Below are 15,111 nucleotides of genomic sequence, written 5' to 3' on the forward strand. Positions count from 1 at the left end.
GAGGGTTTTTTTATGCTGAATAAAGTACTGACACATCTTGATGAGAATATAGAAAAGAGCCTTGAGCGCCTTTTTTCTCTTTTGCGTTTTCAATCGATTTCTACAGACTCGGCTTACAAGGGTGCATGTCGTAAAGCGGCTGATTGGTTAGTGGATGATTTAAAAAGCATTGGTTTTGAGGCTTCACGGCGTGATACACCGGGTCATCCAGTGGTTGTTGGGCATCATCCAGGGCCTTCAGATGATTGTCTGCATGTTTTGTTTTATGGACATTATGATGTTCAGCCTGTTGATCCGCTGAATTTATGGGAAGATGATCCATTTATACCTTCTTTAAAAGAGAGAGATGGAGAGAAAGTGATTTGTGCTCGTGGGGCCTCAGATGACAAAGGCCAGCTCATGACGTTTATTGAAGCGTGTCGTGCATTTAAGGAAGAGACAGGGCAGCTCCCTGTTAAAGTTACTATTTTATGTGAAGGTGAAGAAGAAAGTGGTTCTCCTTCACTTGTTCCTTTTTTGAAAGCAAATAGTGATGAACTTAAGGCTGATTGCGCATTGGTTTGTGATACGTCGATGTGGGATGCGGATACACCATCTGTTTCTGTTGCTCTTCGCGGGATTCTAGGAGAAGAGATCATTATCACAGCAGCTAATCGCGATTTGCATTCTGGTTATTTTGGGGGAGCAGCAGCCAATCCCATTCGTATTTTAGCTAAAATTTTGGCAGGACTTCATGACGAAAATAATAGGGTGACACTTCCTAATTTTTATGATGGAGTAGAAGAAACACCTCCACATATTTTGCAATCATGGAATGAGCTTAATTGCAATGCTGAAAATTTTCTTGGTCCTATAGGGCTTTCCGTCCCTGCTGGTGAAAAAGGACGGAGTATTTTAGAACTGGTATGGGCGCGTCCTACAGCAGAAATTAACGGTATTAGTGGTGGTTATGAGGGAGAAGGAATCAAAACGGTTATTGCTTCTCAAGCGAATGCAAAAGTATCTTTTCGTTTAGTGCATAAGCAAGATCCAAAGAAAATACGCCAAGCTTTTCGTGATTATGTGCGCAGTCTTATTCCTGCTGACTGTACAGTCGCATTTAAGGAGCATGGTTCTTCTCCAGCAATTCAGCTTCCTTATGATTCTCCTTTTATCGAGGCAGCGAAAGATGCTTTATCACAAGAGTGGAGAAAACCGGCTTTATTAACAGTCATGGGTGGCTCGATTCCAATTGTTGGAGATTTTCAGTCAATTCTTGATATGGAAACTATTTTGGTTGGCTTTGCACTGGCGGACGACCGTATTCATTCGCCTAATGAAAAGTATAACCTAAAATCATTTCATAAAGGGCAGCGATCTTGGGCGCGTATTCTTGCGACTTTAGCAAATAGGAGGGCAAATGACTGAGATTCGCGTTCATCAAGGTGATTTACCAAACTTAGACAATTATCAAATTGATTCCGTTGCGATTGATACAGAAACTTTGGGATTACAACCACATCGTGATCGTTTATGTGTTGTTCAGCTTTCTCCTGGAAATGGTACTGTTGACATTATACAGATTGCTAAAGGACAAAAGAGTGCGCCCAATTTGGTCAAATTGCTTGAAGATAAGGCAATCACCAAAATATTTCATTTTGGGCGTTTTGATCTTTCTATTTTAGCGCATACATTTGGCGTTATGCCGAATGTGGTTTTTTGTACAAAAATTGCTTCAAAACTCACGCGTACTTATACGGATCGTCATGGATTAAAAGAAGTTTGCAGCGAACTGCTGAATGTGAATATCTCTAAGCAGCAGCAATCTTCAGATTGGGCTGCTGAAACTTTGTCACGCGCGCAAATTGAATATGCCGCGTCGGATGTTTTATATTTGCATCGTTTAAGAGATATATTTGAAGAACGCTTAAGACGTGAAGAGCGGGAAAGTGTTGCAAAGGCATGTTTTCAATTTTTACCTATGAGAGCCAAACTCGATCTTTTGGGATGGTCGGAGGTTGATATTTTTGCACATAGCTGAATTTTAAAATGAGCTTTTAAAATCAGAGTCAAAAGAAGTATAATGCAATAGAACACAATGCCCGTATATTACGGGCATTGTGTTTTTTATCTCTTCTTATGAGAGTATTCTATGACATAATTTTTAGTTTAATGAGTGTTATTAAATTTAAAGATTATACAATAAAAATAGAATTATGAGGATTTGCTTTTTTGTGTTTGTAACAACCGTTGGTTAAAAAAATCGACAGTTTTATGGTGGGACTACTGGTAACACATTGATTGAAGATTTTATGTATTAACACTACCACAACGCATTGAGCAATTAGGATGAGAAAAATCTCTGCGAAAGAAGTGCGTTAGTGAACATTTGCGTAAGTTGGTTTTATATTTAACGGTACATTGTATTCTTATTTATTGCAAAATCAGTGATTTTTGTGTTGGCATTGAAAGTGCATAAAGCCTGGTTTTTTAGGAAATTTCACTTTTTATCTCTCAATATATTATTTTCTATGGAAATTTGAAGTGAAGGCACTAGATAAAACACATTATGATACTTTGAATGGAGAAAGATTTATGAATCTAAGATATTTTATCGCAGCTTTTGCTATTTTCACTTCAGTTTCTGTCGCTCAGGGTGGGACTTCTATGGTCGCTCCAAAGCTGGAACAAGGAATAGCTTCTGCTATTTCTTTTAAAAGCTCTCGGTTTAATGAACAGGTTAGCGGTGCATTATCCGAAGTTTTTCAAAAGAAGTTTTCTTGTATTGGTAATAGCAAATGTGAAGCAGCTATTGAGTTTGTAGCTGCATCACGTACTGTTAAAAAAAGAAAGGTTCGGAAACCTTCAAAGAAAAAGAAAGTACATATAGAGGTTTTCAATGTACCTCCTTTATTTTTCTAAGACAACTATTTTAACGCGCTTCCTTTTTAAGTGAAGAAGCGACGTTAAGAAGTATAATTTAGGGGGGGGATAGCTTAAAAGTTTTCATTTATCTTAAAATTGAAAATGCTATAGGGCTTCATTTTTTAAGGGTTTTCACTTCAGTTTCTGTCGCTCAGGGGGGGGCTTCTATGGTCGCTCCAAAGCTGGAACAAGGAATGAGTTCTGTTGTTTTTTCTAAAAGTTCTCTTGTTCAATGAACGGGGGGCAGTGCGTTACCTAAGATTTTTCAAAAGGAGTTTTTTGTATTGATAATAGTAAATACGAAGCAGTTATTCATTTTGTAGCTGTATCATATCCGGTTTAAGTAAAGAGTCCTAGGATATAGGAAAAGCCCAAAGAGGTCAAAATGATCGTAGGATGAGGTGAGTTTTTAATAAGCGAATCAATGATGTTAAGAGGTATAATTTTGTGTAGCTAGTAGATTTTGGAGAAGCAAGGTGTTTTTTCGAGTTTAAAAGTGGGGAAGGGGTGCTGTTTATTTGTGCTTTTCGTTATAATGCCAGTTTTGTGATGCGAGAAAGTATAACAAGTCAAGCTGTTGAGTGTGGTAATGTCATGGTTAAAGCTGGGTACGTTGCTTGTATAGTTTTGGTAGGCATTGCATTTTATAATAACTGGCAGTGTATGTTTTTCATGAAGAATGTTGTTTTCAGATTTTGGAGCACGCGCATAAGACAGTATTGAATTTCATTGAGAGAATAATAACTTCTGCGTTGGCATAGCTTACAGATTCCCATTTATAGATCCAAACGACTAAAGGAGGGGAATTTGTGGGCTTTTTGTTTTTTTTATGAATGTATCATTTTTACTACAGATATCTGTAGAGGGGGCTCTATATGGAATTGCGTGTTCAAATATTCAGCTATGGAGGAAAATTATGAATATGAAATGGTTAATAACAATTTCTGCTTTCGCTTTTGCGTCAGCTTCAGCAGCACATGCGGCAGATGTTATTGTTCCGCAGAATCCTACACCCGTTGCGCCGGTTATTGTTGCTCCTACTTTTTCCTGGACAGGTTTTTATATTGGTGGACAGATTGGTAGTTTTTCGAGTAAAAATAAAGTGGACATTCTTATCACAGGAAAAAATATTCCTGTTGGTGAAAATTTTGTACCTAAACCATCTGGCTTCATGGCGGGTCTTTATGCAGGTTCTAATATTGATATCGGCAATGGCCTTGTTTTAGGTGTTGATACAGATATCATGTGGTCTGATAAAGGTGATACCAAGACGCTAACAGCATACGAGATTGCTAAAAATCACTTAGTATATGTTAATAAGATTCTGAAAGAAGCTGGTATTAATATTGGGGACAAAGTACTTAAAGAGGGTGATAAACAAGTGCACAGCTTCACTTTTAAAGAAAAGTGGGCTGGCGCTACGCGGGTGCGGATTGGTTTTGCTGCTGAACGCATTATGCCTTATGTTGCTGGCGGTATTGCCTATACACAGCTTCAAGATATCGCGTCGATATCAATAACAGAAAAAGAGACAGGTAAAGTAATAGCTTCTGGTAACTTGTTTGATGAAAGCAAGACGTTTGTTGGTTATACCCTTGGTGCTGGTGTTGATTTTGCAATGAGCAATAATTTTATTGTCCGTGCGGAATATCGTTACTCGGATTTTGGTAAAAAGAAATTCTCAAATGATAAATATGAAACTTCTTACAAAACCAATGATTTCCGTGTTGGTGTAGCTTACAAATTTTAACGTATTGTAAGTTAGATTATTAAGAGGTTTATTTGGGCAGCATTTTTGGTGTTTTCTGTAGCTATTATGTTACATGATGCATATTATTACATGCATAGAATGTTGCTGTATGTTGGTTTTAGTAAAGGAAATGTGTAAACGACAAGCAGGAATTTGACTGTAAAACCAATGAGTTCCGCATGTGTGTAATTTACAGGCTTTCGTACAAAACGAAATTGCTAGGAGGCTCCGTTTTTGAGCGGAGCCTTTATTTTATGGCTGTGCCATTTTTGCTACAGATTTTTTTTACGCTATTGTATAACATTGCGTACATAAAATAATTAGGAGCAAAATTTATGAATATAAAATCTCTAATAACAACTTCTGTTATCGCTTTGGTTTCCGCTTCTGCTGCGCAAGCTGCCGATGTTATCATTCCCCATGAAGCTGCGCCAGCAGTTATTGCTGACTCTGCATTTTCTTGGACAGGTTTTTATTTCGGTGCCCAAATTGGGAATTTTTCAAGTAAGTCTGAGATAAGGGTTCCAGAAACTAGTACAACTTTTACTAAAGGTGAGACACCTAAACCTTCGGGTTTCATAGGTGGTATTTACGCAGGATCCAACGTAGATCTCGGCAATGGTTTCATTTTAGGGATTGAAACGGACGCTGTTCGGGCCGGACGTGAGGAAGCAAAAACGAGAAATGAAAGAACCCTTGCTAATGATAACGCTGCCACAACTCTGAACACTCTATTCACGGATGCTAAAATCAAGCTAAAAGAAGCGTCTCAATTTAAAAAAGATGATGTCGTAAAGGATCATAACACTTACAAAGAAAAATGGTCTGGCGCTACACGGGTACGTCTTGGTTTTGCAGCTGCTGATCGCTTTATGCCTTATATCGCTGGTGGTATTGCTTATGCGCAGGTACAGGGCATTCAGGAGATTTTAGGAACAAGAACTGATGATGGTAGAACGGTTTCGTCTGGTGGTAAATTGTATGATGAAACAAAGACAATGGTTGGTTACACCCTTGGTGGTGGAGTTGATCTTGCAATGTCCGATAATGTTATGTTCCGTGCTGAATATCGTTATTCAGATTTCGGTAAAAAGAAATTTGCAAAAGAATCACAGAGATTTAGCTATAAGACCAATGATTTCCGTGTTGGTGTAGCTTACAAATTCTAATTTAGTGCAAAACTAAGTTATTATTACAAAATGAGATTTCTAAGAGGCTCCATCTTTAATGGAGCCTCTATTTTTGTAGACTGTGTTATTTTTGTTACAGATTTTTCATAATCTTTATTTTATCGTATTCGGCTCTAACCAAATAGGAGCAAAAATTTATGAATATAAGATCTTTAATAACGACTTCGTTTGTCGCTTTAATTTCAGCCTCTGCTGCTCAGGCTGCGGATGTAGAAATTCCCCATGAAATAGCACCAGTTGTTTCTGCCCCTGCATTTTCTTGGACGGGGTTTTATCTTGGTGGCCAGATTGGGAATTTTTTAAGTAAGATTGAGCTAAATGAGGTGGGTGCAACAAACACTAAAATTTCTAAAGATATGACACCTAAGCTTTCAGGTTTCATGGGTGGTATTTATGCAGGTTCCAACATAGATCTTGGTAATGATCTCATTTTTGGGGTTGAAACGGATGCCGTTTGGGCTGATAAAGGAGAGACAAAAACAAATAGGCTAGTGGAAATTAAAATCATAGATGAGGTTGACGCTATTAAAAAAGAGCTTGAAGAAGCTAAGATTACAGTAGCTGAAGGGAGCACTCTTTACGTTGGTAAGGAGTATGCGAGGAGTACTACCTATAAAGAAAAATGGTCTGGAGCCACACGTGTACGTCTTGGTTTTACAGTTGTTGATCGCTTTATGCCTTATGTCGCTGGTGGTATTACCTATGCTCAAGTGCAGGGTATATATTCGATTAAGGTACAGAAAAAAGCAGATGGTATAGTAGTTGCTTCTGGTAATTTGTCGGATGAAACAAAGACATTGGTTGGTTATACCCTTGGTGGTGGTGTTGATTTTACAATAGCCGATAATGTTATTTTACGTGCAGAATATCGTTACTCAGATTTTGGTAAGAAGAAATACTCAAAAGATAAATACGAACTTGACTACAAGACCAATGATTTTCGTGTTGGTGTAGCTTACAAATTTTAATTTAGTGTTTTAGTTTAGTGCAAGACTGAATTATTATTATTGCAAAACTAAATTTCTAAAGAGGTTTCATCTTTGATAGAGCCTCTATTTTTTTGTGAATGTGATATTTTTGCTACAGATATTTTAAAATAGATGCACTATATATGATCCATTTTGGATACTCGGAGATATTTTATGAACACGAAACGTTTAATAACGGCATCTATTTTTGCTTTAATTTCAGCTTCTGCAACACAGGCAGCAGATGTGGTGATTCCACATCAGCCAACACCGGTTACTTCATCAGCTTTTGTCGCTCCTGCTTTTACTTGGACCGGTGCTTACATTGGTGGTCAAGTTGGTGGTTTTTCAAGTAAAACTGATACCGATGTTATTGATGAAGGTAAGAGTGTACCACTGATTAAAGATTTATCACCTAAACTTTCAGGTTTTGAAGGTGCTGGCCTTTACGCAGGTTCTAATATTGATCTTGGTGATAACTTCGTTTTTGGTGTCGATACGGATTTAATATGGTCTGGACAAAAATACACAAAGGCCGTTACCCTAAATATATCTGATAATACTACAGTGGAAAGAGCAGTGGCAAGATCTGGTAGATTAGTACGATCAGCACCAGAATCGCCAGCTTCGGAGCGGCCAGCTCCAGAACAACCAGGAACATCGGTGAGACATGCTGCTGGTGGGGTGGGTGCTGATCGCGGTCATCATGATGGTTCTCCTGGTGGGGTAGGGGCTGGTCATGGTCATTATGGTGGTCATCCAGGTGGAATGGGTGCTGGTCATTATGGTGGTTATCCACATGGCGCTCATCCGCATGCTGTTGGTCATAATCCTCACAGTGCAGAGGGAATGGTTAGAAATGGTGCGAGAGCTCTGGGTAAGGACAATGGCAGTGGAAGTCTATATGGTTTAGAGCAGTTGAAAAGAGAGATTTCTGAGCTTAGCCATGGGCAAGATGGTAGAATTGAAGCTTTAAGCCATACTTTGAAGCAGAATTGGGTTGGTGCTACACGGTTGCGTATTGGTTTTGCTGCTGACCGCTTTATGCCTTATATTTCTGGTGGTGTTGCTTATACGAAGCTTCAAGACATTGTATCGGTATCATTTAAGAAAGAAAATGAAAGAAATTTAGAATCCAATAACTTAGTTGATGAAACAAAGACAATGGTTGGTTATACTCTTGGCGGTGGTATTGACTTTGCAGTTCTTGACAATGTTATTTTGCGTGCAGAGTATCGTTACTCTGATTTTGGCAAAAAGAAATTTGCAAAAGAAAAATTTGAAATTGACTTTAAAACCAATGATTTCCGTGTTGGTGTAGCTTACAAATTCTAATTTTTTAAAGTAAATTGCAGAGAGGCTCCACCTTGGTGGAGCCTGTATTTTTTTAAGAAAATCATTTTTGGGTTTCCTTTCTTGATAGTTTCGTGATAAAGCCCATAAAATATAATGACATATCTTCTTGATCGCTGCTTAATACGAATGATGAGCTCGGCTTTCCCTATAGATTAAAAAACCAGAGTTGCAGGGTTCGGGGAAGTTATGCAAAAATGAAATCGTAAAAGTGGACAGGAATATTTCACAATGGCTGTGAAAAATGAAACAATAGATTATTCAAAAACTCTTTATTTACCACAAACAAATTTTCCTATGCGTGCAGGGTTGCCACAAAAAGAGCTTGAGTTGATGGCGCGGTGGGAAGATATGGGGCTTTACGCTCAATTGCGCCAACAAGCAAAAGACCGTCCACTTTATATTCTCCATGATGGTCCACCTTATGCAAACGGACATATTCATATAGGGCATGCTTTGAATAAAGTTCTAAAGGATGTGATTGTTCGTTCATTCCAAATGCGTGGTTTTAATGCAAATTATGTTCCCGGTTGGGACTGCCATGGACTTCCGATCGAATGGAAGATTGAAGAAAAATATCGTGCACAAGGGAAAAATAAGGATGATGTACCCCTGAACGAATTTCGTCAAGAATGCCGTGAATTTGCACAACATTGGATAACTATTCAAAGTGAAGAATTTAAACGTCTTGGTGTTGTTGGGGATTTTAAGACGCCCTATACCACAATGGCTTTTCATGCAGAGGCGCGCATTGCCAGTGAATTGATGAAATTTGCTATGTCAGATCAGATTTATCGTGGTTCAAAACCTGTGATGTGGTCTGTTGTGGAACGTACGGCTTTGGCTGAGGCAGAGATTGAATATCACGATCATGAATCAGAGGTTATTTGGGTTAAGTTCCCTATTTTTGAAACAGATTCTAATGACTTATATGGTGCTTATGTTGTAATTTGGACAACGACTCCGTGGACAATTCCTGGTAACCGTGCGGTTAGTTATTCGTCGCAGATTTCTTACGGTATTTATGAAGTTGAAAGCGCGGAAAATGATTTTGGTCCTCAAGCTGGGGAACAACTTCTCTTTGCTGATGCGTTAGCTATGAGCTGTGCGGAAAAAGCGAAACTTGTTTTGAAGCGTTTACGCGTTGTTTCTCCTGATGAACTTAAAACGCTTGTTCTTTCTCATCCACTCAAAGGTTTGGCTGGGGGATATAACTTTAAAATTCCACTGCTTGACGGTTCGCACGTAACAGAGGGTGCTGGTACAGGTTTTGTTCATACGGCGCCAAGCCATGGGCGTGAAGATTTTGAAATTTGGAATGCTTATAAGCCTTTATTGGAGCAGATGGGTATTGATCCCTCTATACCTTTCCCCGTTGATGATGCTGGTTTTTATACGAAGGATGTTCCCGGTTTTGGACCAGACCGTAAAGAAGGGGCTGTGCGCATTATTGATGATAATGGGAAAATGGGTGATGCTAATAAAGAGGTTATTAATGCTTTAATTAAAGCAGATCGGTTGTTTGCACGCGGTCGTTTAAAACATTCCTATCCTCATAGTTGGCGTTCGAAAAAACCTGTTATTTTCCGTAATACACCGCAATGGTTTATTTCAATGGATAAAAATCTTGGCGATGGTTCAACCCTACGTAGTCGTGCTTTAGAGGCTGTTTCGAAGACGCTTTTTGTTCCTTCTTCTGGTCAAAACCGTTTAGCTTCTATGATAGCAGATCGTCCTGATTGGGTTCTTTCTCGCCAGCGGTCTTGGGGCGTTCCAATTTGTATTTTTGCCAATGAAGATGGTGTTGTTTTGAAAGATGAGCGTGTGAATGAGCGTATTTTGCGGGCTTTTGAAGCAGAAGGGGCGGATGCATGGTTTACTGAAGGAGCGCGTGAGCGTTTTTTGGGTGATCGTGCACATGAGTCTTGGGTTCAGGTTTATGATATTCTTGATGTTTGGTTTGATTCTGGAGCAAGTCATAGTTTTGTACTAGAAGATCGGGCTGATTTGAAATGGCCTGCCGATGTTTATTTTGAAGGGTCTGATCAACATCGTGGGTGGTTTCAGTCTTCTCTTTTGGAAAGCTGTGGTACGCGCGCTTGTTCTCCTTACAAGACGGTGATTACACACGGTTTTACTTTGGATGAGAATGGCAAAAAAATGTCTAAATCTTTGGGAAACACGGTTGTTCCGCAAGAGATAATTAAAACATCCGGTGCTGATATTTTTCGTCTTTGGGTCATGACAACGGATTATTGGGAAGATCAGCGTTTAGGTAAAAAAACTCTTCAGACAAATGTGGATTCATATCGTAAATTGCGTAATGCGATTCGTTGGATGCTTGGGACGTTGGCGCATGATGAAGGAGAAGAAATATCTTATTGCGCATTACCAGATCTTGAAAAATTTATATTGCATCGGCTTTTTGAACTCGATCAATTGATTAATCGAGCCTATGATGAGTTTGATTTCAAAAAGATTATGCGTGCATTGTTAGATTTTTCAATCATTGAGTTATCGGCATTTTATTTTGATATCCGTAAAGATTCTCTTTATTGTGACGCACCTTCATCACCAAAACGTAAAGCTTCTTTACAGGTTGTCCGTGAAGTTTTTAAACGAATGGTAACATGGCTTGCTCCAATGTTGCCTTTTACAATGGAAGAGGCTTGGTTGGAGCTTTATCCCGAAAGTTATTCAGTGCATTTGGAGCAATTCCGTTCTGTTCCAAGGGAATGGAAAAACGAATCTTTGGCTGAACGTTGGAAAAAAGTTCGACAAGTTCGTAAAGTTGTGACGGGTGCCTTAGAGCTTGAACGAGCCAACAAGCGTATTGGATCATCTTTAGAAGCCGCACCTGTTGTTTTTATTTCTAACCCAGCTTTACTGAAGGCGTTAGAGAATTTGGATATGGCGGAAATTTGTATCACAAGTGCTTTAACAATTAGTCAGGATGTAGCACCTGCGGATGCTTTTAATCTGGGTGATGTTGAAGGTGTTGGTGTGTATCCAGAGAAGGCGCTGGGAAAAAAATGTGCTCGATCATGGCGTTATACACAAGATATTGGGAGTGATCCAGCTTATCCTGATGTATCTGCTCGCGATGCGGCTGCTTTGCGGGAATTGCAAATGCTTGGCAAGATTTAAGATTTTAAGATCAATAGGTAGAAATACAGAGTTGTGCAGAGTATCATTACGGTTTGAATTCTGTCATTGATGCATATAGTATTTTATGATAGTGGTGGAACCTATTGTTTTTCCGTGGGGGTTGTGTGTGTTGACCAGATCTCCGATAAATTGCGGGAAGAGCAGTCAGTTGTATACTTAGGAAAATGGGATAAACAGTGAAAAAATGTGCAGTAAAAATATTGCCAGCAAGCATTTTGAGCATGTGTTTTATTTTAACAGGATGCGGTCTATCTGCTCCTACTTATGGTACAGATAAGGCAGTTTCGTTACAGTTTTTTGAAGATGTTGCTAACCTTGCCTCGCTAACATCGGCAAATGACAATAGTCAGCTTGTTATGAAATCTCATCCGAAACTTGTGATGCCGAAGCCCGGTTCGCTCAGAGTTTTACCTTTGCCACAGCAGGATAACTCTTTTGGTGGAGCAGAAACATCGAAGCAGCATTTTGATGGAAGGAGGGGTTCTGTTCTTCCCAAGAAAGTATCATCAGTTGATGAGCATGCTGATACTGTTGATTCAGAAAGTATTTCACGGTTGAATGTGAAACAACGGCAGGAATATTTACGTCTTCAGAGAGCACGGGTCGGAAGTGCAAAATATCGCCGATATCTCACTGAGCCACCTTTAAGTTATCGTCAGCCGGCAAAGATTGCGCCTGTTGGCAAATGAGAGTCAAGGCGTTAAGAGGGCATCAAAGAAAAAGTGCTCTAGAAATGGAGTCTGATGAAAAGAAGAGCTATAGCCAGAGATTTCTCATGTTTTTAGAGATGAGCGTTGGTAAGAAAAGGAATTGTTTTTAACGCCGCTTTTGTGCAAAAAATTCTTGAAGAAGTTGAGCAGCTTCTTTTTCCTTAAAACTAGAATAGATCTCAGGTCTATGATGGCAGGTTGGTTGCTGGTAAAAGCGTGGACCATGTTCAATAGCACCTCCTTTTGGGTCGCTTGTTGCATAATAGAGACGCCGTATGCGTGCAAATGAAATGGCTGCGGCACACATAGCACAAGGTTCGAGTGTTACATACAAGTCGCAATCAGGAAGTCTTTCGCTTTGGAGTGTTTCACAAGCCATACGGATTACCCGCATTTCTGCGTGTCCTGTAGGATCATGCGGGGTTTTTATGGAGTTACCAGCGCGTGCAATAATTGTTTTTCCGCGCATGATAACGGCACCTACAGGGACCTCGTCTTTTTTTTTTGCCTCTTGCGCTTCTAAGAGGGCTATTTCCATGGGCGTCAAAGTCATCATGTTCTTTCTACTGAAGTGTAGGGGATCGAAAAGGTCTCTCCATGGAGAGAAGAGTACTGTAAAACAAATAAGCTATAACCCTTTTTAACAAAAGGGTATTATTTTTTAAATATTTAAAACCAACTTGCAAGTAAACAGGTGCATTATTGCTGCTAAAGGATAGAAAATGATAAATGATTGTGTTCTTCCCCTTTTCAGGATAAGCGGTATAGTGCAGGAAGACGATTTTCTGAATGTACTGGAAAAGATTGGTGTGAAGAGCAAATGGATGAAAATGAAAGTGAACGGATTGCCAAAAGGTTAGCACGTGCTGGTGTTGCCTCGCGTCGTGACGCAGAAATGATGATTTCTGCTGGTCGTATTGTTGTTAATGGTAAAGTTGTGACGACGCCTGCTTTTAATGTTACCCGCTCTGATGTTATTAAAGTTGACGGCAAATCTTTGTCTCCTATAGAACGAACACGGTTATGGCTTTATCACAAGCCAGCGGGTCTTGTCACCACGAACCGTGATCCTGAAGGTAGACCAACAGTGTTTAGTCATTTGCCGAAAGGAATGCCTCGTGTTCTTTCTATAGGCAGGCTTGACATTAACACGGAAGGGCTTTTGCTGTTAACCAATGATGGTGGTTTAGCACGTGTATTAGAGCTTCCTTTAACGGGATGGGTGCGCAAATATCGGGTTCGTGCTCATGGAAGAGTAAAACAGAGTGCACTTGATAACCTTAAAAATGGTATCGCGATTGATGGTATTTTCTACGGTTCGATTGAAGCATCGATTGAACGTGAACAAGGGTCAAATCTGTGGCTTTCTGTAGCTTTACGTGAAGGAAAAAATCGTGAAATAAAAAATGTTCTGGGTGCATTAGGGTTATCAGTTAACCGTTTAATTCGTATATCTTATGGTCCATTTCAGCTCTCTGACTTGGAAGGGGGAGCAGTTCGTGAAATAAAAGGTCGGATGTTACGTGAGCAATTAGGTGAGCGTTTAATTGTGCAAGCCAATGCAGATTTTGATTCTCCTATTCTTAAGCCATTTTCAAATTCTGCTATTGTTTTGGAAAAACAAAGTGATAAAAATCTTGCTGTCACCAATGATAGCTGGATTTTCTCGAGTGGAAGAGATGTGCAACGTAGACAGCGAGGTGGTTCTGTTAAGCATGATCAATCAAGATTGGGTACAAAATCTGATGAGAAGTTTATGCGTAAGGATAAGAGTGAAGAAGAAAAAGCAGAGCGTGTTTTGCCTCGTTCGCGCCGTTCTAATGTTTGGATGGCTCCTGGTGCACGTCCGCAAAGCGCGCGTAAAAAGTCTCCCCTTAGTGAGAATCCCCCTCATGAACATAAAAGCAATTTAGCTGGTCGAGGATTTGCTCATAAAGGTAAGGAAAAGCCATCAAAAATTCAGCTGCAAGAAGAAAGGAGCAAGCATTTTGATAAAAAACATGGTAAAAAATCTTATTGTGAGGCGCGTGTTTCTAGCAATAATGATCGTTTTTTAAAGAAAGCGGGGAAGTTTATGAAAGGCGATCATGATGAGTGTTTTTTTGAGAATAAGCGAAAAAAGAAATCATTTGATGGTGCGATGAAAAAATCCAAACCATATAGTAGTGATGCAAAAACATCGAAGCCATTTGGAGGACCGCGTGCGGGTCGTTAGCGGTAAGTTTGCTGGGCGTGTTTTGTTTGCGCCTGTGGGGCAGTCAATTCGCCCAACGAGTGATCGTACGCGTGAAAGCCTTTTTAATATTCTTGCGAGCCGAGAAGAACAATTTTTGACCAATAAACGCATCCTTGATCTTTTTGCTGGGACTGGTGCCTTGGGCATAGAGGCTCTATCGCGTGGTGCAAAAGCAGCAGTTTTTGTTGAAAATTCAGTTGAGGGACGTGGACTGCTTCAAAAAAATATTGAAGCTTTTGAATTGCAGTCGATTGGACGTATCTTGCGTCGTGATGCAACAAAATTAGGCAATATTGGGACAATGCTTCCGTTCGATGTTATTTTCGCAGATCCTCCCTATGGCCATTATTTAGGTGAGCGTGCTTTTGTAGAAGCCTTGAGAGGAGGGTGGGCAAAAGCTGATACACTCTTTGTGCTTGAAGAAAAGAAAGATTCAATTATTCATTTACCTGATATTTTTTATCTAGATGATGAACGTTTTTATGGTGAGACAGCAATACGTTTTTATAAACTATGTTCATAACTTCAGGCTCAAGAAAGTTCTCATTTTTATCCGATAGGATGAGAGAGATTGTTTTGTGTATCTTTTTTCATAGCACTTTTTTATGAAGAGATTACTTCATTAATTAACAGCTGTTTTTTTAAAACCATGTAAAGATGTTGAAAGCTTTTATGCGCTTATTTTCCATTACCAACGTACAATTTCTTATTTTTAACACGGTATATCTAAGGATATATAGCGTGATTTGAGTGATTTTCTCCTGATCATCACAGTATGCTAATTTCAGGTGGGAAATATAAGTAGTATTAAAAGTGTAATTGCCCTTGCAAT

The 15,111-nt window shown here is 39.5% G+C and carries 12 protein-coding genes; 11 read left to right on the forward strand and 1 reads right to left on the reverse strand.

Annotated elements, in window-relative coordinates; genetic code table 11:
• Window positions 1-12: 12 nt before the first annotated feature.
• From V4P57_RS00935 to V4P57_RS00975, 9 genes are all read left to right on the forward strand, one after another.
• On the forward strand, window positions 13-1,407 hold the full coding sequence (locus V4P57_RS00935; RefSeq protein ID WP_455466344.1) for a M20/M25/M40 family metallo-hydrolase: 1,395 nt from the start codon (window positions 13-15) through the stop codon (window positions 1,405-1,407).
• On the forward strand, window positions 1,400-2,020 hold the full coding sequence (locus V4P57_RS00940; protein WP_455466345.1) for a ribonuclease D: 621 nt from the start codon (window positions 1,400-1,402) through the stop codon (window positions 2,018-2,020). Before V4P57_RS00935 ends, V4P57_RS00940 begins: the two co-directional genes overlap by 8 nt.
• Window positions 2,021-2,523: 503 nt before the next feature.
• Entirely contained in the window at window positions 2,524-2,901 is a 378-nt protein-coding gene (locus tag V4P57_RS00945; protein WP_455466346.1) for a hypothetical protein, read from the forward strand.
• A gap of 919 nt (window positions 2,902-3,820) precedes the next feature.
• Entirely contained in the window at window positions 3,821-4,654 is an 834-nt protein-coding gene (locus tag V4P57_RS00950; protein WP_455466347.1) for an outer membrane protein, read from the forward strand.
• A gap of 335 nt (window positions 4,655-4,989) precedes the next feature.
• Window positions 4,990-5,823 (forward strand): outer membrane protein, encoded by an 834-nt coding sequence (locus V4P57_RS00955; RefSeq protein ID WP_455466348.1) that lies wholly within the window; start codon window positions 4,990-4,992, stop codon window positions 5,821-5,823.
• A 158-nt stretch (window positions 5,824-5,981) separates the two neighbouring features.
• Window positions 5,982-6,812, forward strand: a complete 831-nt coding sequence (locus tag V4P57_RS00960) for an outer membrane protein (protein ID WP_455466349.1) — start codon at window positions 5,982-5,984, stop codon at window positions 6,810-6,812.
• Between the two features lie 174 nt (window positions 6,813-6,986).
• Window positions 6,987-8,147: an outer membrane protein gene (locus V4P57_RS00965; protein WP_455466350.1), complete on the forward strand. Its 1,161-nt coding sequence runs from the start codon at window positions 6,987-6,989 to the stop codon at window positions 8,145-8,147.
• 249 nt (window positions 8,148-8,396) lie between these two features.
• The gene (ileS, locus tag V4P57_RS00970; protein WP_455466351.1) at window positions 8,397-11,312 is read left to right on the forward strand and encodes an isoleucine--tRNA ligase; all 2,916 of its coding nucleotides are present in this window, start codon (window positions 8,397-8,399) and stop codon (window positions 11,310-11,312) included.
• A gap of 197 nt (window positions 11,313-11,509) precedes the next feature.
• Window positions 11,510-12,022 (forward strand): hypothetical protein, encoded by a 513-nt coding sequence (locus V4P57_RS00975; RefSeq protein WP_455466352.1) that lies wholly within the window; start codon window positions 11,510-11,512, stop codon window positions 12,020-12,022.
• 127 nt (window positions 12,023-12,149) lie between these two features.
• Here V4P57_RS00975 and V4P57_RS00980 read toward each other — a convergent pair whose 3' ends face one another.
• Window positions 12,150-12,596: a nucleoside deaminase gene (locus V4P57_RS00980; RefSeq protein ID WP_455466937.1), complete on the reverse strand. Its 447-nt coding sequence runs from the start codon at window positions 12,594-12,596 to the stop codon at window positions 12,150-12,152.
• 267 nt (window positions 12,597-12,863) lie between these two features.
• Between V4P57_RS00980 and V4P57_RS00985 the strand changes: the two genes are divergently transcribed.
• Together V4P57_RS00985 and rsmD are read left to right on the forward strand one after the other, a co-directional pair.
• A complete protein-coding gene (locus tag V4P57_RS00985) occupies window positions 12,864-14,258 on the forward strand; it encodes a pseudouridine synthase (protein WP_455466938.1) in 1,395 nt (464 codons plus the stop codon).
• On the forward strand, window positions 14,245-14,802 hold the full coding sequence (gene rsmD / locus V4P57_RS00990) for a 16S rRNA (guanine(966)-N(2))-methyltransferase RsmD (protein ID WP_455466353.1): 558 nt from the start codon (window positions 14,245-14,247) through the stop codon (window positions 14,800-14,802). Before V4P57_RS00985 ends, rsmD begins: the two co-directional genes overlap by 14 nt.
• The last annotated feature ends 309 nt before the right edge of the window (window positions 14,803-15,111 follow it).

The sequence above is a fragment of the Bartonella sp. B39 genome, from assembly GCF_053795145.1.